Genomic DNA, 20,003 nt, shown 5'->3' with positions numbered 1-20,003 from the left:
CCCCCTGCGCGCAAGGGAGGCTGGGAGGGGGGCTACTCGCGAGCAAAAAGCACCCCACCCGAGCCCTCCCCCGCAACCAGGGGGAGGGAGTCGACTCCCTTGCATCGGAAGACTTTGAGCAGGTTCCGACATGACAGACCGACACGACACCGACCCCACTCGTCGTCGCCTGCTGAAAGCGGCCGCGCTGTTGCCGTTGGCTGCCGCCTGCAACGGAATGTCGTGGGGGGCAGGTATCCCGGTGGCAAAGGCCAGCTTCGCCTTGGACATCACTCGTCCCGGACGGCACGTCGACGCCACCCTCGCCAGCCTCAGCTACGAGACGCTGGAGCTGCTCGATCCAACCTTCTTCGCCGCGGACAACCACGGCCTGGTGCGGCTGTTCCGCGCGATGAATCCGCACGGCGTGCTGCGCATCGGCGGCAACACCAGCGACGACACCGTGTGGAGCGGCTATCAGGGCAAGCTGCCGCCCTTCGTCGCGCGCAAGCGCGGGCCGGCGCAGCCCTACGTGCTGAAACCCGAGGGTTTGCAGGCGCTGGCCGATTTCCTGCGCGCCACCGGCTGGAAGCTGGTGTTCGGCGTGAACCTGCGCATCGGCTCGCCCGCGATGGCGGTGAGCCTGGCGCAGGCCGTGAAGGATCTTGCGGGCGAGCAGTTGCTGGCGATCCAGATCGGCAACGAGGCGAACAACTACTGCCGCGACTACGCCAGCTTCGACGCGGCGTGGCTGCCGTATGCGAAGGCGCTGCATGCCGCCGGCCTGCCGCTCGCCGGGCCGGATACCGGCGCGAACACCGACTGGGTGATCCAGTACGCACAGCACCACGCGAAAGACAACGTGTTTCTAAGCCGGCACTACTACCGCGAGGCGGCGGAAAACGGCTCGATCCCCGACCTGCTCGCCGGCGACCCGGGTTTCTTCCGCGAAGTCGAGCAGATCATGCAGGTGGCGGACCGGCATGCGCTGCCGTTCCGCATCTCGGAAGGCAACTCCTACTACAACGGCGGTCGCGACGGCACCAGCAACGTGTTTGCTTCGGCGCTGTGGGGCGCTGACTTCATGCTGGCGCTGGCGCAGCGCGGCGTGGCCGGCATGCACTTCCACGGTGGCACCTTGCACTCGGTGGAAAGCTCGCTGGGGCGCGTGGCGAAGGCGCCTGCGGGCGGCGATATCGTGGCGCAACGCGATGCGCTGGCCTCGCGCTATTCCGCCATCGCCGGCAGCCGCGCGCTGGGTTACCAGCCGCGTCCGCTGTTCCACGGCATCGTGCTGGCGCAGCGCTTCGCCGGCGCGCAGATGCTGCCCGGCCGGCTCGACACCGGTGGTGCGAATCTCACTGCTTACGCGGCGCAACAGGGCAACGCGATGCTGACCGCGTTGATCAACAAGGACGCCGTGCGCGATGCCGCGGTGGTGCTGCGCGGCTTGCCGGCTGGCGCGCGCGGCGAGCTGATGCGCCTGCGTGCGCCAGCGCTGGACAGCCGCCGCGACGTCAGTTTCGCGGCAGACGGGCAGGTGCATGCTGACGCCCACGGGGCGAGCCGCATCCCGCTGCCGCGCGGCAGTGCTGCCTGGATACGCTGGACGCGCGGAACAGGTTGACGGCTGTCATGCGTTGCGGGCGACACGGCCTGTGTAGCCTGGCGACAGAGTGTTCGCTGCATGGGGAGGAGCGGTGATGAAAAGCATGGTGCGAACGGCGTGGACACTGGCACTGCTGTTGCCGCTGGCACTTTCCGCCAAGCAAGCCCCGCCCGGCGACCAGCCACTGCCGCTGGCTGGCCCGCGCCCCAGTGCCGCCACCGTGCAAGCCTGGCAGGCGCGCAAGTTCGGCCTGTTCATCCACTTCGGCCTGTATTCGGTGCTGGGTGGCGTGTGGGATGGCCGGAAGATCACCAAGGGTTACAGCGAGCAGATCGAATCCTTCGCGCCGGTGCCGATCGATCAATACGAGGCGCTGGCCAAGCGCTTCGATCCGGAGAAGTTCGATCCCGATGCCATCGTGGCGCTGGCCAAGGCCGCCGGCATGAAGTTCATCGTGCTCACCGCCAAGCACCATGACGGCTTCGCGATGTTCCGCACCGCGCAGAACCGCTACGACATCGTCGACGCCACGCCGTACCGGCACGACGTGGTGAAGGCGCTGGCCGACGCCTGCGCGCGAGCGCACATGCCGTTCGGCGTGTACTACTCCACCATCGACTGGCACTGGATGCACGGCCAGTACCGTCCCGACAACGACAACCCGATCACGCCGGCGCAGGCCGATTTCAACGTGGCGCAGATCCGCGAGCTGATGAGCCATTACGGCACTATCAGCGAGGTGTGGTTCGACATGGGCAAGCCCACGCCGGCGCAGAGCGCGCGCTTCGCCCATGCGGTGCATGCGCTGCAACCGCAGACTATGGTGTCGGGGCGGGTGTGGAACCACCAGGGCGACTTCAGCGTGATGGGCGACAACCGCGAGCCCGACACCGGCATGGAGGAACCCTGGCAGTCGCCGGCCTCGATGTTCCCGGAGACCTGGGGCTATCGCTCCTGGCAGGTGCGCGACGACTTGCCGGGCAAGGTGCGCGAGAACATCGCGCGGCTGGTGCGCGTGGTGAGCGCGGGCGGCAACTACATCCTCAACATCGGTCCGGAGGGCGACGGCTCGGTGGTGCCCTACGAAGCCGACGTGCTGCGCGGCATCGGTGCGTGGCTGAAGCCGCGCGGCGAGGCGATCTACGGCACGCAGGCCTCGCCGTTCGCGAAGCTCGATTTCGGCTACGCCACGCTGGGCGCGCACACGCTGTACCTGTTCGTCGAGAAACCGCCGGCCGATGGCGTGCTGCGCCTGCCCGGCGTGGTTGGCACGCGCTTCGGCCGAGGCCATGTGCTGGCCGACGCGAAGGCGGTGGTGGATCCGGTTGCCGTCGATGCGTCGGGTGCCACGGTGAAAGTGGGGAACCTCGCCGGCGCGGGCTACATGCCGGTGGTGGCGATTCCGTTCGAGGGTGGCCTGCATGTGCGGCCCGATGCGGTGGCTCCCGGCGCCGATGGCCATATGCAGCTGGACGCTGTGCAGGCCGAGAATTTCCTCAATTACAACGGCTACGGTTACGACGATCCGCCCACGCCGTACAAGCTGCGCTGGTACGCGCTGCTTGGCGCGGGCGACTACCAACTGACCGTGCACTACCGGGACGCCAAGGCATCGGCGCGAATCGACGTGTGGGTGGACGGCCATCCGAAGCCCCTGGCGCTGCCGGCGGGCGAGGGCGCGGTACGCTTGCTGGTGAGCCGCGACATGCACGCGCAGCCATGGGCCTTGCAATTGGAGCTGGCGCCGAAGGCACCGTTCCACAAGGGCGACGCCTTGCCGGCCACGATAACCTCGGTGGAACTGGCGCCCTTCGTCCGCCGCGAGCGGCCGGTGGCGCCCGCGCCGCGGATCGACGCGAGGGGAGGCGAACGTCCTTGATCGTCATGCGCGGTGTGATGCAATTTCGTGGCTTGGCCATGCGTAGCGGCGGCAAGGCATGGGCGTGGCTCGCTGTGCTGGCGCTGGCGCTGGCCGGGCTGGCCTGCGCCTGTGGAGCACACGCGATGCCCGCGCCACCCGGCGCCGATCCGGAGAACGGCACGCGCCCGCAATCCGTGTTGCAGACCTGGGTGCCGAGCGGCGATTTCGCCGCGTCCTCCCTGCTCCGGGTGCCGAGGTTTCCGCGCCAACCGCCCGCTGCCGACACGGGCCGTGTGCTGCGCCTGACCGGCGTTCGCAACGGGCGGCTGTCCGCGCAGCTGGCGGTGATCGCCGGCGCCGATCTGCACGGTTTGCATGCGAGCGTCGGTCCGCTGGCCGCGGCCAATGGCGCCACGCTTCCCGCCGATGCGGTGCAGGTGCGCTACGTCGGTTACGTGCGTGTGCGGGAACACGACCCGCGTGTCGGCGGTGCCAGCATCGCCGACGTGGATGCGGGCGCCGTCTCGGGACAGGGCAGGCAGCGCGTGATCGCCGATCCGTTGCTGGAGCAGGCGGGCATCGACGTGCCGCGCGGTGCGGCGCAGCCGATCTGGTTCACGTGGCATATCCCGGCCGCGGCGGCGCCGGGCGTGTATCGCGGCACCATCCGCATCGAAGCCGAGCATGCCGCACCGACGACATATGCGCTGCAACTCGAGGTGGTCGACGCGACCGTGCCGGATCCGAGCGACCGGAAGTTCCACCTGGACGTCTGGCTGAACCCGAACGCGATCGCCGGCGCGTATCGCGTCCAGCCCTGGTCCGCGGCGCACTGGTCCCTGCTTGAGACCTATTTCGCAAGCCTGGCTGCGGCGGGACAGCACACGATCACCATCACCATCATCCAGAATCCGTGGCTGGTCGCGTGGAACGACTGGAAGCCGCAGACGGCGTACGGTTACGACACGATGGTGCAGTGGGAGTACGACGGCCACCGCTGGCGCTTCGATTACCGCCGCTTCGACCGCTACGTGCAGACCGCGCGGGCCGCCGGCCTGGGGCCGGACATCACCGCGTATTCGCTGCTGGCGTTCCGCGGTCCGCAGCGCATCACCTACCTGGACACGCGCACCGGCGCCCTCGTCACCCGCAAGATGCAGGCGGGCGATCCGTTCTGGACCGCGGCGTGGACGGCCTTCCTCACGGACTTCTCCGCGCACCTCAGGCAACGCGGCTGGTTGGATCACACCTGGCTGGCCTTCGACGAGCGGCCGGCCGATGTCCTCGCGCCGGCGCTGGCGCTGCTGCGGCGCGTGGCGCCGGAGTTCATCCGGCGCACCCAGATGGCGGGTACCGCGGAAGTGGGGCCCGATGCCCGCAACCTGTCGCTGGGGCTCGACAGCCTGCGCACCGCGTCCGATGCGTGGATACGCGCGCGGCATGCGCGCGGCGAGATCACCACGTTCTACGCCTGGGCCGGCGACACGCATCCCAACACCTTGACGTTCTCGCCCGCGGTCGAGGCGCGGATGATGGGCTGGATCGTCGCCGACCGGCATCTGGACGGCTGGCTGCACTGGGCCTGGAACGACTGGACCGCCGGTGTGTTCCGCGATCCGCTGTATGCCTTCAGCCAGGGCGACGAATACCTGGTCTATCCCGGCGCGCACGGTCCGCTGTCCAGCATCCGCTGGGAGCTGCTGCAGGACGGCATCGAGGACGCGGTGCTGGTGCGCCTGGCGCGCCGCCGCCATCCGCACGATCCGCGGCTGCAGCAGGCGTTGCGCCTGGCGACGCGCCAAGCCGACGGCCGGAAGATGGATGTGCGCGACATCGTGCGCGCACGGGCGGCCGTGCTGTCGCTGCTGGTGCCGCCGCCGGTTCCACTCGCCCACGCTGTTCCGTGACCGCAAGGATCGAGATCGATGCCTGATGTCCGCAAGCTGAAACCGGCGCGTGGCTGGAGCCGGCGTCTGGTGCTGGCCGGCCTGCTGTCGCTGGCGCTGCCTGCGCTGGCCGCCACGCATCAGGCCACGCCAGCCAGGGACGACGATGCCAACGCGCCGTACAAGGTGTGGGACGTCACCCCGGCGATCACCATGCCGCCGCTGCTGCTCGACGTATCCGCCAGCTCGGTGGTGGTGGAGTGGATGACCGACAGCGACGCCGATGGCAGCGTGCGCTACGGCGAGCGCGCGCTGGACCACACGGCAGTGGCCGAGCACGACGGCCTGCTCGACGTCGGCACCTTCCATCGCGTCCTGATCGACGGCCTCGAACCGGGTCGCACCTACCAGTACCAGGTGGCCTCGCGCCGCGTGGTCGTCGTCAAGCCGTACTGGCCCGAGCGCGGCAACACGGTGCGGGGCGAGACGCTGCGCTTCACCACGCTCGATCCGGCGCACGCCGTTGCGCGTTTCGCGGTGATCACCGACACGCACGAGCAGGTCTCGCGCATCCACAGCCTGCTGGGCGAGGTCCGCAAGACGCCGGAGGACTTCGTGGCACACCTGGGCGACGCGGTGAACTGGGCGGCGAGCGAGCAGCAGCTCAAGGACCGGTTCCTCGCGCCGACCGCCGCGGATCTCGGCGGCAGCACGCCGCTGCTCTACGTGCACGGCAACCACGAATACCGTGGTCCGTTCGCGCGCCAGCTCGGTCCCTACCTGCATGCGCAGGACGACCGCTACGACTACGTCCGCGACGACGGCCCGCTGCACTTGATCGCGGTCGACACCGGCGAGGACAAGCCCGACGACACCGAGGTCTACGCCGGCCTCGACGACTTGCGCGACTATCGCCGCGAGGGACTGGCGCGTTTCGGCCAAACCCTGGCCGCGCCACGCACCCGCACCGCGCCGTTCACCGTGATCCTCGGCCACCAGCCGGACTGGGGCTGGACCGGCGGCAACAGCGCGAAGTGGACGAAGCTGGCCAATGCGGCACACGTCGACCTGTTCATCGCCGGGCACGAGCACGTCTTCAAGTTCATCAAGCCCGGCGAGCGGGGCAACGACTTCCCGATCCTGGTGGTGGGGCAGGACCAGGTGGCCTGGGTGGATGCCGATGCGCGCACCTTGCGGGTGCGCGTTACCGGCAGCGACGGCAAACTGGTCGATGCGTTCGCGATCGCACGCAAGGCCAAACCGTGACGATGACCAGGCCGCCGCCAGCGGACAGCTTGCCGATGTCGCGGCGCGGCTTCCTGCAGCGGTGCGCGGGCCTGCTGGCGGCGATGCCGCTGCTGCGCGTGCTGCCGATTCGCGCGGCATCCTCCGCGCCGGCGGCTTCGACGGAGGCCGCCGCGGCCGACCTGCTGTGGTACGCGAAACCGGCGGCCGAGGATCGCTTGTTGTTCGAGGGTCTGCCCGTCGGCAACGGCCATCTCGGTGCGCTGGCCGGCGGCGATCCGGGGCGCGAGCTGCTGTCCCTGGCCGAGGCCAGCCTGTGGACCGGCGGGCGCAACGATGCGCTGCATGCCGATGGCCAGTTTCCCTATGGCAACGACGACTTCGGCCACTTCACCCAGCTGGCGAAGCTGGTACTCGAACTGCCGGGGCAGGCGTGGCCGAACGTGGAGGACTATCGGCGCGAGCTGGACCTGGCTACGGGCTGCGTGCGGGTCACATACCGCTGCCACGGCGTGCGCTATCGGCGCGAGCTGTACGTCAGCCATCCGGACCAGGTGCTGGTGTTGCGCCTCGCGCAGGACGCAGGTGGCGACCACAGCGGCAGGCTGACCTTGCTCGGTACGCACGGCGAGGTCGCGCGCGATGGCACGAAGCCGGCACGCGTCCATCTTGCCGGCCGGTTCGCGAACGGCCTGCGCCATGCCGTCGCCGTCGCGACGACGGCCGAAGGCGGCCGGCTGGCTGCGCGCGACGGCGTGTTGCAGTTCGAGCATTGCACGGCGCTCACCGTGGTGCTGGCCGCCGCCACCAACTACACGCCGCACCTTGCGCAGGGTTTCATCGACGCTGCCATCGATCCGCTCGCGCTGGCGCAGGCGCGCATCGACGCCGCGCTGGCGCGCACGCCGCAGCAAATGCATGAGCGGCACGTGGCCGACCACCGCGCCCTGTTCGACACCATGCAGGTGAACCTGGGCATGTCCATGCCCGCGCAACGCAAGCTCGACACCTGGGCGCGCCTGCAGGCGCGTGCGCGCTCGGGCGTGCCCGATCCCGAGCTGGAGGCGCAGTACCTGCAGTACGGCCGCTACCTCACCATCGCGGGCTCGCGCGACGGCCTTCCCACCAATCTGCAAGGCCTGTGGCTGGCCGGCAACGATCCGCCGTGGCAGGGCGACTACCACACCGACATCAATCTGCAGATGAACTATTGGCTGCCGGACCGCGCGGGCCTCGGCGCCTGTTTCGGCGCGCTGACCGCGTACTGCCTGGCGCAGCTGCCGGCGTGGACGGAGAACACCCGGCGCTGGTTCAACGACCCGCGCAACCCGTACCGCAACAGCACGGGCAGGCTCGCCGGCTGGACCGTGGCGATCTCCACCAACATCTGGGGCGGCAACGGCTGGGAGTGGCATCCGGCCGGCAGTGCGTGGCTGTGCAACAGCCTCTGGCAGCACTACCAGTACACGCTGGATCGCGACTACCTGGCGCGCGTGTTTCCGCTGCTCCAGGGTGCCTGCGCGTTCTGGCAGGCACGGCTGGTCGAGACCACGGTGGTCGACCCGGATGGCCAGCCGCAACGCGTGCTGGTCGACGACCACGACTGGTCGCCCGAGCAGGGGCCGAACGACGCGCGCGGCATCAGCTACGCGCAGGAGCTGGTGTGGGAACTGTTCGGCAATTACATCGAGGCCAGCGCCGTGCTGCGGCGCGAGGCGGTCCACGCGAAGACCATCGCCGCCCTGCGTGCACGGCTGTACCTGCCGCGCGTGAGCCCGACCAGCGGCCAGCTCGAAGAGTGGATGAGCCCCGACGATCGGGGCGAGCCCGGACATCGCCATCTTTCGCCGCTGATGGGCCTGTTCCCCGGCGATCGCATCGCGCCCGACCGCAGCCCGCCAGCGCTGGTCGACGGCGCGCGGCGCCTGCTCGCGGCGCGCGGCATGCACAACTACGGCTGGGCCAACGCCTGGCGTGCGCTGTGCTGGGCACGGCTAAAGGATGGCGACAAGGCCTATCGCCTGCTGCTCGACAACCTCGCGCCCTCAGGCGGCGACGCCAACGGCAGCGGCACCAACCTGTTCGATGTCTACCGGCTGCCACAGCAGGGCGTGTTCCAGATCGATGCGAACTACGGCATGCCGGCGGCGATGCTGGAGCTGCTGTTGTACTCGCGGCCCGGCCGCATCGAGCTGCTGCCGGCGTTGCCGCGGGCGTGGCCGCGTGGACGCGTCAGCGGTATCGGCGCGCGTGGCGGTTTCGTGGTGGATCTGGCCTGGGCCGACGGCCGGCCGGTGGAGGTGACGCTGCGCAGCGTGGGCGGCACCGCCACCACGGTGGTGCATGGCGAGCGAAGCCTGCCGGTCACGCTGGCGCGCGGCGGGCAATTGCGTCTGGCGATGCGGCAAGGCGAATGGCGGAGGACATGATGGTGCGCAGATTTTTCCCGCTGGATCGATCCGCTGCCCCCGCCGCCGTACTCGGCGTCGGGTGGCGTTCGCTGCTGGCCTGCGGCCTGCTCGCCGTCGCCAGCCTGTCCGCGGCGCATGGCACGGACGCGGCGTTCGACACCGCGCCAGCCCGCGCGGCCCTGCAACGCCTGTTGCCGGCGTACTCGTCGCAGTTCGAGCTGGTGGCTTTGCCGCGCGGGCAGGGCGCGGATCGCTACGAAGTGCGCGGCACGCCCGGCCGCATCGTGGTGACGGGCACCACGCCCGCGGTGATCCTCGCCGGCGTGGAGCGCTACCTGGAACAGGTGGCGCACGTGGCCATCGGCTGGCCCGGCGACAGCCTCGCCCGCCTGCCGGCCACGCTGCCGGCACCCGCCGCGGCCATCACCAGCGTGGCCGTGGTGCCGGATCGTTACGCGCTCAACGACACCGACGACGGCTACTCCAACGCCTACCTGGCTTGGCCGGCATGGGAGCGCAAGATCGACCGGCTGGCGCTGCACGGCATCAACGAGGTGTTCATGCCGGTGGGCAGCGAGGAGGTGTATCGCGAGACATTCCGCGATTTCGGCTATACGGATGTGGAGATCCGCGCATGGATACCCGCGCCCGCGCACCAACCGTGGTGGTTGCTGCAGAACATGGCGGCTTTCGATGCGCTGCTGTCGCCGTCGAGCTATGCACGCCGCGTCGCGCTGGCGCGGAAGATCGTGGCGCGCCTGCGCGCGCTGGGCATGAAGCCGGTGTTCCCCGGTTACTTCGGTACCGTGCCGCCGCGCTTCGCGGCGAAGCATCCCGGCGCGCAGGTGGTGCCGCAGGGCGACTGGGTGGGTTTCCAGCGACCCGACTGGCTCGATCCGCGCGATCCGCGCTACGCGAAGATCGCGGCGGATTTCTACCGCCGGCAACGCGCGCTGTTCGGCGACGGCACGATGTACAAGATGGATCTGCTGCATGAGGGTGGCCGTGCCGGCGATGTGCCGGTGGCGGATGCCGCGCGCGCGGTGATGGCGGCGCTACAGGCCGCGCATCCGGGCGCGCGCTGGGTGCTGCTGGGCTGGCAGCACAACCCGTTGCCGGCGCTGCTCGATGCGGTGGATCACCGGCGCCTGCTGATCGTCGATGGCCTGTCCGACCGCTACGACAACCTGCACCGCGAGCAGGACTGGCACGGCGCGCCATACGCCTTCGGCAGCATCCCGAACTTCGGCGGCCACAGCACGCTGGGCGCGAACGCCGGCGTGTGGCTGCAGCGTTACGCGGCATGGCGCGACAAGCCGGGCAGTACCCTGCGCGGCATTGCGTGGATGCCCGAGGGCAGCGGACTCGATCCGGCGGCCTTTGCGCTGTTCACGGCACTGGCGTGGACGCCGCTGCCCACGGATGCGGACACATGGTTCGCCGCGTATGCAACGAACCGTTATGGCGGCGCCGACGCGCATGCTACAGCCGCGTGGCGCATCCTCGGCCAAACCGCTTACGCGATGGCTTCGGGTGAATGGTCCGAACCACAGGACAGCTTGTTCGATGCGCGCCCGGCGCTGGACGAGCAGTCCGCGGCGACCTGGTCGCCGCCAACGATGCGCTACGACGGCCGGCGTTTCGAGCAAGCCGTGTGCGAATTGCTGCAGGTGGCGCCCGCGTTGCGCGACAGCAGCGCCTATCGCTACGACCTGGTGGATGTGACGCGACAGGCGCTGGCGAATCAGGCACGCGTGCTGCTGCCCGAGCTCAAGGTGGCCTACGCGGCGAAGGATGCTCCGCGATTCCACGCGCTGGCCGTGCAATGGCTGGACGACATGGCGCTGCTCGATCGCCTGCTCGCCAGCGATCCGCATTTCCTGCTCGGAAACTGGCTCGCGCCCGCGCAGGCGGCAGCTGGCGACGCAACCGAGGCGGCGCAGTTAGCCTACGACCAGCGCTCCATCCTCACGGTCTGGGGCAATCGCTCCGGTGCCGACCGAGGCGGCCTGCACGATTACGCGAACCGCCAGCTGGCCGGTCTGGTGAGTGGCCTGTACGCGCCGCGCTGGCGGCGCTTTTTCACGGCATTGGAACAGTCGCTGGCGACGGGCAAGCCGCCCGAAAAGATCGACTGGTTCGCGATGGGGCACGCCTGGGCCGTTTCACGCGCGGTGGAGCCGACCGTGCCGCAGGGCGATCCCTGGCGGTTGGCGTCCGCGGTGGCGCTGCGGCTGGGGTCGTGTCGACCGTGAGCCTGCGGACGAACTGGTTTCCAACGGACCGGACAGGGTGCGTTCCGGCAATGCACGCTGGTGCGCAGTCTGCGCGCGATGGCGCGTCACGCGGCCGTGTGCGATGTGGCGAGGCACGTTCGACGTGGCCAACGGCGAAACCCTTCATCCTGATTGCGGCGCCGGCTTGTCGAAAAGTGATGTGTCCGACTTCCGTGCCTCGCGGCACTATTTGTATGATGATTTGATCGACTGGCCGTCCCCCACTTTGTGCCTGTCCACGCCCACCACTGACGACATCCATCGAGGAACCCGCATGCAACGACGAGACTTCCTGCGCCTGAGCGTACTGACCCCGTTGGCACTGGGCGCGGGCTGGTGCGTCGGCGAAGTTCGTGCCACGGCCGCCGCCGCGACCGGCATCAAGCCGGATGGCCGCCCGCATCGCTTCGAACTGTCCCGCCAGCACTTCCTGCTGGACGGCAAGCCGTTCCAGATCATGAGCGGCGAGATGCACCCGATCCGCATTCCCGCCGAGTACTGGCGGCAGCGCATCCGGATGGCCAAGGCGATGGGGCTCAACACCATCGCGATCTACCTGATGTGGAACGCGCTGGAAGCCGAGCCCGGCGTGTTCGACCTCACCAGCGGCAGCCGTGACTTCGCGAAGTTCATCCGCATCTGCCAGGAAGAGGGCATGTGGGTGTACCTGCGCCCTGGCCCCTACATCTGCGGCGAGTGGGATTTCGGCGGCCTGCCGCCGTACCTGCTGCGTCACCCGCATATCCGCGTGCGCGACAAGGACGATCCCGACTACATGGCCGCGGTGCGCCGCTACATCGCCACCATCGCGCCGGTGGTAAAGCCGCTGCTGGCCGAAAGCGGTGGTCCGATCCTGATGGTGCAGGTGGAGAACGAATACGCCTCGTTCGGCCATGACCTCGGTTATCTCGAACTGATCCGGTCGCTGTGGCAGCAGCACGGCGTGCACGGGCCGTTCTCGATTTCCGATGGTCTGGGACAGGTGCGCAAGGAGCAAACCTACCTGCCGGGCGCCGCATTGGGCCTGGATGGCGACACCGATTTCGCCGGCGCCCAGGCCATCGCGGGCGAGATGCCGGTGTGGATGGGCGAGGGCTATCCCGGCTGGATCACCCACTGGGGCGACAAGGATTTCGCGAAGGGCGATTTCGCCGGCACGCTGGGCAAGCTGCTGGCGGAAGGCCGTTCGTTCAACATGTACGTGGTGCATGGAGGCAGCAACTTCGGCTTCGGCGCGGGCGCCAATGCGCATGGCGACTACTCGCACTTCGAGCCGGTGATCACCAGCTACGACTACGGTTCGCCGATCGACGAGCACGGCGCGCCCACGGCGGACTACCACATCTTCCGCAAGATGATCGCCGCCCATGTGGCGCAGCCGCTGCCCGCGGTGCCGGCCACGCCGCCGATCATCCGCTTCGCGCCGGTCACGCCCGCGCCGCATGCCTCACTGTGGGACAACCTGCCGCCGTCGAAGCAGGTTGCCGCACCGCAGGGGAACGAGCTGCTGTTCGGCCAGGACCACGGCATGGTGCTGTACCGGCGCAAGATCCCTGGCAAGGGTGGTGCGCTGCGCATCGACGGCATGCGCGACTACGCGACCGTGTTCAGCGATGGGCGCTACGTCGACTACCTGTCGCGCATGCAGCATCCGAGCCTGCGCGCCGGCGACAGCGTCGAGCTGCCCGCGGCCAAGGCACGGGCGCAAGCCGAGCTCGAGATCCTGGTCGACAGCTTCGGCCACGTCGGCTACGGCCCGGCGATGGCCGATCGCAAGGGCATCGTGGGCAGCATCCGCTTGAACGACGAGGAACTCCAGGGCTGGGACGTGCACAGCCTGCCGCTGGATGCGTCATGGCTGGCCGGCTTGCGGCCGCTGCGCGGCACCGCCACGCGACCGGGCCTGTTCTTCCGGGCGAAGCTGGCGCTGGACGAGGTGGGCGATACCTATGTCGACATGAGCGCGTGGCACAAGGGTTACCTGTGGGTCAACGGCCATCTGCTCGGCCGCTATTGGCAACTCGGTCCGCAGCAGCGGCTCTATTGCCCGGCTTCGTGGCTGCGCCGTGGCGACAACGACTTGCTGGTGCTGGACATGCACCGCACCGAGGCGGCGCCGATTCGCGGTGTCGAGGCGCTGCAGGGCTGAGGCTCGCGGACGTCCCGGCCGGCAGCAGACACTTCCGTGCCGGCCGGCCGTTCCGTCGTCACCGACTTCCGATGCATCCGGCATGCGCAGCAGCGCGGCGCCGGAGCTTGTTCGAAAAACGGGAAACCCATGATGAAAAAGATCCTCGGCCTGTGCGGCGGATGCGGCCTGTTGCTGCTGTCGCTGCTCGCCCGTGCGGGAGACACGCCAGGCTCCTACACCAGTTATCGCTTCGGTCCCGCCGTGACCTCGCTGCATTCGGTGGATTTCGCCATCACCGTGAAGACCGACCCGGGTTACCGCGCGTCGGTCTTCTGGAGCAACCAGTTCAGCCTCGTGGGCACCCATTCGGGCGCCTACACCGGCATGCAGAGCAATGGCGGCGACCCGCGGCAGTTCCTGTTTTCGGTGTGGGACGCGACCGAGGCCCGGGCCGGCAGCAAGGGCAGCCGTTGCGTCAATTTCGGCGGGGAAGGCGTCGGCAAGAGTTGCCGCATGGCGCACGACTGGCAGCAGGGGCATACCTATCGCTTCCACGTCGCCTACGAGGGCGACCGCTGGCTGGGCGTGACCGTCACCGACCTGACCACGCGGCAGTCGTTCAAGCTCGGCAGCATCCGCACGGTATCCGACGGCATCTCGCCGTTCGGCATGGTCAACTGGACCGAGTATTTCGAATGGAATTCGCCCGACTCGGACTGCTTCAACCAGCCGTATGCCAGCGCCGAGTTCAATCTTCCCTCCGGCAATGGCGGCCAGGCGGTGGCCAGCATTTCGCAGACCCATCTCAGCAAGACCTGCACCGCGTCCAGCGAAGTCCGCAAAGACGCCGGCGGCAGCCTGCAGCGCAACGCGATCGGCAACTCGCTGCGTGGCGCCATCGTGGGCGACGGCCACCGCTGCATCGCCGCCAGGGGCGGTGAAATCCCCGGAACCCCGGCGATCAGCGCCGCCTGCAACGGCGGGATCGCCCAGGCCTGGGTGTTCGCCGTCGACCACACGCTGCGCCTGCAAGACCACAATCTGTGCCTGGGCGTGGTTGGCCAGTCCGTCACGGTCGATCGCTGCGGCGGAGATCCGCGGCAGCACTGGCAGCAGGTTGGTGCGCAGCTGCGCAATGAAGGATCAGGCGCATGCCTCGTTTCGGCCAAGGCCGGCGTACCGTTGACGGCCGGAAAGTGCAACGCTGTCCCGACCCAAGGTTGGCAGCTGCCGTTACCCGGCAAGCGATAAACGAACCCCACGGCCCACAGGAAACCATGATGAAAAGACTCGCCTGCATTGCTGCTGTCCTGATGGCGCTGGGCGCCGCATCCGCCAACGCCGCGACGGTCACGGCCGCCACTCCGCCGATGGGCTGGAACAGCTGGAACCATTTCGCCGAGCATGTCAGCGACAAGGACATCCGCGCGGCCGCCGACGCCATGGTCGCCAGCGGCATGCGCGACGCGGGCTATGTCTACATCAACATCGACGATGGCTGGCAAGGCCAGCGCGACGCCAGCGGCGAAATCCATCCGAACGCCAAGTTCCCGGACATGAAGGCGCTGGCCGACTATGTCCACGCCCGGGGCCTCAAGCTCGGCATCTACAGTTCGCCGGGCAGCAAGACCTGCGCCGGCTACACCGGCTCGCTCGGGCACGAGGCGCAGGATGCGCGAACCTATGCGAAGTGGGGCATCGACTACCTCAAGTACGACCTGTGCAGTTTCCAGCAAGTCATGGACACCCGGTATCCCGACGACCGGGCCGCGCAGATGCGGCTGATGGAGGCCGCGTACGAAAAGATGCGCCGCGCGCTCGATGCGGCCGGTCGGCCGATGGTCTATTCGCTCTGCCAGTACGGCTGGGATGCGGTGTGGGAGTGGGGCGCCTCACCGGCGATCCGGGCCAATCTGTGGCGCACAACCGACGACGTGCGCCTCAACTGGATGTCGATCCACGCCAACGCGACGCAGCAGGAAGGGCTGGCCGCATTCGCCGGGCCCGGGCACTGGAACGACCCGGACATGCTGGAGGTCGGCAACGAAGTGGGCGGCAACAAGCTCTCGATGCCCGAGAATCGCGCGCATTTCAGCCTGTGGGCGATGATGGCCGCGCCGCTGATCGCCGGTAACGACTTGTCGGCGATGTCGCCGCCAGTGCGCACGGTGCTGACCAACCGCGCCGTGATCGCGATCGACCAGGATCCGCTTGGCAAGCAGGGCACGCGGGCCTACGCCGACGGCGAGATGGAGGTATGGACCCGGCCGCTGGCCGGCGGTGGGCTGGCGGTGGCCATCTTCAATCTCGGCCCCGAGCGCTACGGCACCCACCCCTTCCACCTGGATCTGGCGCGGCTGGGCCTGCAAGGCGCGCAGCAGGGCACGAACCTGTGGACCGGCAAGCCGCTGACGCTGGAGGACAGCCAGCCGATCCTGATGAAAACGCACGACGTATTGCTGGTGCGGCTGGACCATCCGGTACGCGTCGGCCGGTAGCGTGGCCATCGTCCCTTCGGTGCGAGCCGCGCCGGAGGGACCAGGACTGACCGCGGAGCAAGGCGCGTTCTATCGGCACGCGCCGGAGTCGCGCATGGTGTCACGGGCGCCGACGTTTCAGCTCGGCGCCTGCATCAGGCTTTGCCGTGGAACAGCTCGCGCCCGATCAGCATGCGGCGGATCTCGTTCGTGCCGGCGCCGATCTCGTAGAGCTTGGCGTCGCGCAGCAGGCGACCGGCGGGGAACTCGTTGATATAGCCGTTGCCGCCCAGCGACTGGATCGCCTCCAGCGCCACCTGCACCGCATTGGTGGAAGCGTTGAGCAGGCAGGCGGCCGGGTCGACGCGCGACTTCACGCCGGTGTCGAACTGCTGCGCCACCATGTAGGCGAAACCGCGCGAGGACTGCAGCGCGGTGTACATGTCGGCCACCTTGGCCTGCATCATGCCGAAGGTGCCGATCGGCGCATTGAACTGCTTGCGCTCGCGCACGTAGGGCAGGGTGAGGTCCAGCGCCGCCTGCATCAGGCCGATCGGGCCGCCCGAGAGCACCAGGCGCTCGGTGTCCAGGCCGCTCATCAGCACGCGCACGCCTTCGTTCACCTCGCCGACGACGTTCTCGGCGGGGATCGCGCAGTCCTCGAACACCAGTTCGCAGGTGTTCGAGCCTCGCATGCCCAGCTTGTCCAGCTTCTGCGCGGTGGAGAAACCCTGCATGCCCTTCTCGACGATGAAGGCGGTCATGCAGCGGCTGCCGGCGGCACGCGGCGCGGTGCGCATGTAGACCAGCAGCACGTCGGCGTCGGGGCCGTTGGTGATCCACATCTTGGTGCCGTTGGCCACCCACGTGTCGCCACGCAGCTCGGCCTTGCAGCTCATCGAGCCGACCACGTCGGAACCGGCGCCCGGCTCGCTCATCGCCAGCGCGCCCACGTATTCGCCCGTACACAGCTTGGGGATGTACTTCCTGCGCTGCGCCTCGTTGCCGTTATGGAAGATGTTGTTGACGCACAGGTTGGAATGCGCGCCGTAGGACAGGCCGACCGAGCCCGAGGCGCGCGAGATCTCCTCCATCGCGACCATGTGCGCGAGGTAGCCCATGCCGGTACCGCCGTACTCGGTGGGGACGGTCATGCCGAGCAGGCCCAGGTCGCCGAACTTCTTCCACAGGTCGGCGGGGAACAGGTTGTCGTGGTCGATCTGGGTGGCGCGCGGCGCGATCTCCTTCTCGGCGAAGGCATGCACGGTGTCGCGCAGCAGGTCGATCTCTTCACCAAGCGGGAACGGGCGCATCGCGGACTCCTGGGCGTGAGGACTTAGCCGGCGAATGGTAGCGCAGCGGGGCGGCTTCCCCCTGACGCGGCGCACCAGCGACGGGCCTTGCGCTCGCATTCCGTTGCATCGTCGGCGGGCTTTCGCCAAGCCTGCGCGCGGGCGGGATGGCCGGGCAGGGTGGGATAGGTGTTCCGCTTCAGCGCCCGCGTTTTTGCGAGCGCGGAGCAACCGGTGTCGTCAGCCGCAGGCGGCGCGGCGGCTCTCGCGGTGCGGCGGGTAGTAAGCGAACACGTGGGTGTCGCTGCCGTAGAAGTCCATGTCGTCGATGTGCTCGCCGCCCAGGCGCTCGGCCACGCGGTCGGAAGCCTCGTTGCCCACGCGGACCAGGCTGATCACCCGCGGCGCGTGCAAGTGATGCCAGGCGAAGTCCAGTACCGCCATGCCCGCCTCGGTGGCGTAGCCGTGGTGGCGGTGCTCGGGCTTGAGCATCCAGCCCAGCTCCAGGTCGGGCCAGCCCTCCGGGTACATCAGGCCGGCGCGGCCCACGAACTCGCCGCTGCCCTTCAGCTCCAGCGCCCACATGCCGCAGCCGCGCAACTGCCAGTGGCCCAGCAGCATCGCCAGCGAGCGCCAGGCGTTGGTGCGGTCCAGCGGCTGCCCGTCACCGATCCAGCGGGTGCTGGCCGGGTCGGCCAGCATCGCGGCGTAGTCGTCGAAATGGCGCTCGGTGAGCGCGGTCAGGCGCAGGCGCGCCGTCTCGATTACAGGGATGTCGATCATGCCAAATCAGCAAGCAACTCATGTGCCACCGAGCAACATCGCGAGGGCGCGAGTGCTCGATGCGAGGCTTTCCTTCCAGGACAAGCCGGTGATTATCTCACCAGTGGCCGCATCCGCAAAATCCTCGGTCTCGCCCGGGGGCAGCAGGTGGCGGTAGTCCACCGTGATTTCGGTATCGGCGGGCAGGTCGGCCAGTGCGAACACGAAGCCCAGGTGCCACAGGCCATTGGGCTGGAAGCTGTGGTTGATGTAGCACTCGTCGGGCCAGTCCGGCGACACCGTGTAGCGGTCCTCGAACCAGCGCGCGCTGGCGTATTTCAGCTGCGCCAGTTCCGGGGCGTCGAATTCGGCGTGACGGAACGTGCGGTCGATCGCATCGGGTGCGGTGATGATGCTGCCGGCGCGCACGATCTCGTCGAGGAACAGGCCCTTGCCGGCGCCGGGGATGCGCGAGGCGGCGATGTGGTAGCGCGGCAGGATCATGGCGGAACCGGCGAAAACGGGGCGCCAGTGTAGGGTACGCCGGCAGGCCCGGGGTGGCGGCTTGCTAGAATGGCGCTTTTCCCCGTTCCGGAGCCGCCCCATGGATACCGCTCGCCTTTCCCGTTTCGTCAGCGGCCTGTGGGACGAGGAGATCGTGCCCAGGCTGGTGGACTACATCCGCATCCCCAACAAGTCGCCGATGTTCGACAAGGAGTGGAAGGCGCACGGCCACATGGACGCGGCGGTGAAGCTGATGAGCGACTGGGCCCGTACCAAGCTCGCCGCGCTGCCGGGCAGTTCGCTGGAAGTGGTGCAGCTCGAAGGCCGCACGCCGCTGATCTACATCGAGGTGCCGGGGCAGGGCGACGACACCGTGGTGCTGTATGGCCACCTCGACAAGCAGCCGGAAATGACCGGCTGGGCCGAAGGTCTGGGTCCGTGGGTGCCGGTCATCAAGGGCGACAAGCTGTACGGCCGTGGCGGCGCCGACGACGGCTACGCGATCTTCGGCTCGCTGGCCGCCCTGCTGGCGCTGCACGAGCAGGGCGTGCCGCACGCGCGCTGCGTGGTGATGATCGAAGCCTGCGAGGAGTCGGGCAGCTACGACCTGCCGTTTTATGTCGACCACCTCGCCGCGCGCATCGGCAACCCCTCGCTGGTGGTCTGCCTGGACTCGGGTTGCGGCAACTACGAGCAGCTCTGGCTCACCACTTCGCTGCGCGGCATGACCGGCGGCAACCTCACCGTCAAGGTGCTGGACGAAGGCGTGCACTCGGGCGACGCCTCCGGCGTGGTGCCGTCGAGCTTCCGCATCCTGCGCGAGATCCTGTCGCGGCTGGAGGATCCCGAGACCGGCATGATCAAGCCCAAGGAACTGTACGTGGAGATCCCCGCCCAGCGCGTGGAACAGGCGCAGCATGCGGCCAAGGTGCTGGGCACCGACATCTACAGCAAGTTCCCGTGGGCCGAAGGCATGCAGCCGGTCACGAAGGAGCTGCCCGAGCTGGTCTTGAACCGCACTTGGCGCCCGCAGCTGGCGGTCACCGGCGTCGGCGGCATCCCGCCGCTGGACAGCGCCGGCAACGTGCTGCGCCCGTTCACCGCGGTGAAGCTCAGCCTGCGCGTGCCGCCCACGCTGGACGCGAAGCAGGCCGGCCGGTTCCTCAAGCAACTGCTGGAAAAGGACCCGCCCTACGGCGCCACCGTCACCTTCGATTTGGAGAAGGACGGCAGCGGCTGGAACGCACCGGCGCTGTCGCCGTGGCTGGAGCAGGCGGTGACCGAGGCTTCGCAGCACCAGTTCGGCGCGCCGGCTACTTATATGGGCGAGGGCGGCTCGATCCCGTTCATGGGCATGCTGGGCGAGAAATTCCCCAAGGCGCAGTTCCTGATCACCGGGGTGCTCGGCCCGCACTCCAACGCCCACGGCCCCAACGAGTTCCTGCACATCCCCACCGGCAAGAAGGTGACGGGCGTGGTGGCCGAGGTGGTGGCGCAGCATTACGCGCAGGGCGCCAAGGGCTGACGCGGTTTCCCCCTCTGCCTTCGGGGAGACGTTGCTGTTTCTCCC

General features: G+C 68.7%; 13 protein-coding genes. 10 read left to right on the top strand and 3 right to left on the bottom strand.

The features are described 5' to 3' along the window. The first annotated feature begins 130 nt into the window (after nt 1-130). The 9 genes from B0E52_RS11365 to B0E52_RS11325 all read left to right on the top strand — a co-directional run bounded on the left by B0E52_RS11365 (nt 131) and on the right by B0E52_RS11325 (nt 15,896). Nucleotides 131-1,606: a hypothetical protein gene (locus B0E52_RS11365; RefSeq protein WP_139351656.1), complete on the top strand. Its 1,476-nt coding sequence runs from the start codon at nt 131-133 to the stop codon at nt 1,604-1,606. Between the two features lie 76 nt (nt 1,607-1,682). Then, nucleotides 1,683-3,467, top strand: coding sequence for an alpha-L-fucosidase (locus B0E52_RS11360; protein WP_077483950.1), 1,785 nt, complete (start codon nt 1,683-1,685; stop codon nt 3,465-3,467). Nucleotides 3,468-3,505: 38 nt separating this feature from the next. Next, complete coding sequence (locus B0E52_RS11355; protein ID WP_254426778.1) at nt 3,506-5,356, top strand: DUF4091 domain-containing protein; 1,851 nt, start codon at nt 3,506-3,508, stop codon at nt 5,354-5,356. Nucleotides 5,357-5,374: 18 nt separating this feature from the next. Continuing rightward, nucleotides 5,375-6,601: an FN3 domain-containing metallophosphoesterase family protein gene (locus B0E52_RS11350; protein ID WP_077483948.1), complete on the top strand. Its 1,227-nt coding sequence runs from the start codon at nt 5,375-5,377 to the stop codon at nt 6,599-6,601. A 2-nt stretch (nt 6,602-6,603) separates the two neighbouring features. Next, nucleotides 6,604-9,009 (top strand): glycoside hydrolase N-terminal domain-containing protein, encoded by a 2,406-nt coding sequence (locus B0E52_RS11345; RefSeq protein ID WP_077483947.1) that lies wholly within the window; start codon nt 6,604-6,606, stop codon nt 9,007-9,009. Beyond that, nucleotides 9,009-11,246, top strand: a complete 2,238-nt coding sequence (locus B0E52_RS11340) for an alpha-N-acetylglucosaminidase (protein WP_139351654.1) — start codon at nt 9,009-9,011, stop codon at nt 11,244-11,246. The genes B0E52_RS11345 and B0E52_RS11340 overlap by 1 nt, the downstream gene beginning before the upstream one ends. 295 nt (nt 11,247-11,541) lie before the next feature. After that, a complete protein-coding gene (locus tag B0E52_RS11335; protein ID WP_077483946.1) occupies nt 11,542-13,416 on the top strand; it encodes a beta-galactosidase in 1,875 nt (624 codons plus the stop codon). 132 nt (nt 13,417-13,548) lie between these two features. Next, nucleotides 13,549-14,649 carry a ricin-type beta-trefoil lectin domain protein gene (locus B0E52_RS11330; RefSeq protein ID WP_168174182.1) on the top strand — a complete coding sequence of 367 codons (1,101 nt, stop codon included), beginning with the start codon at nt 13,549-13,551 and terminating at the stop codon, nt 14,647-14,649. 29 nt (nt 14,650-14,678) lie between these two features. After that, nucleotides 14,679-15,896, top strand: a complete 1,218-nt coding sequence (locus tag B0E52_RS11325; RefSeq protein WP_077483952.1) for a glycoside hydrolase family 27 protein — start codon at nt 14,679-14,681, stop codon at nt 15,894-15,896. A 134-nt stretch (nt 15,897-16,030) separates the two neighbouring features. Here B0E52_RS11325 and B0E52_RS11320 read toward each other — a convergent pair whose 3' ends face one another. From B0E52_RS11320 to B0E52_RS11310, 3 genes are all read right to left on the bottom strand, one after another. Then, entirely contained in the window at nt 16,031-17,188 is a 1,158-nt protein-coding gene (locus B0E52_RS11320) for an isovaleryl-CoA dehydrogenase (protein ID WP_077483944.1), read from the bottom strand. A gap of 219 nt (nt 17,189-17,407) precedes the next feature. Then, a complete protein-coding gene (locus B0E52_RS11315) occupies nt 17,408-17,950 on the bottom strand; it encodes a GNAT family N-acetyltransferase (protein ID WP_077483943.1) in 543 nt (180 codons plus the stop codon). 18 nt (nt 17,951-17,968) lie between these two features. Beyond that, a complete protein-coding gene (locus B0E52_RS11310; RefSeq protein ID WP_077483942.1) occupies nt 17,969-18,433 on the bottom strand; it encodes an SET domain-containing protein in 465 nt (154 codons plus the stop codon). A gap of 100 nt (nt 18,434-18,533) precedes the next feature. On the opposite strand from B0E52_RS11310, the gene B0E52_RS11305 reads away from it, so the two are divergent. Next, nucleotides 18,534-19,958, top strand: coding sequence for a M20 family metallopeptidase (locus B0E52_RS11305; RefSeq protein WP_077483941.1), 1,425 nt, complete (start codon nt 18,534-18,536; stop codon nt 19,956-19,958). Nucleotides 19,959-20,003 lie beyond the last annotated feature (45 nt).

The organism is Rhodanobacter sp. C06 (assembly GCF_002001105.1).
Classification (GTDB): Bacteria; Pseudomonadota; Gammaproteobacteria; order Xanthomonadales; family Rhodanobacteraceae; genus Rhodanobacter_A.
The sequence above is the reverse complement of the archived record's forward strand: the minus strand, read 5'-3'. Positions and strand labels throughout refer to the sequence as shown.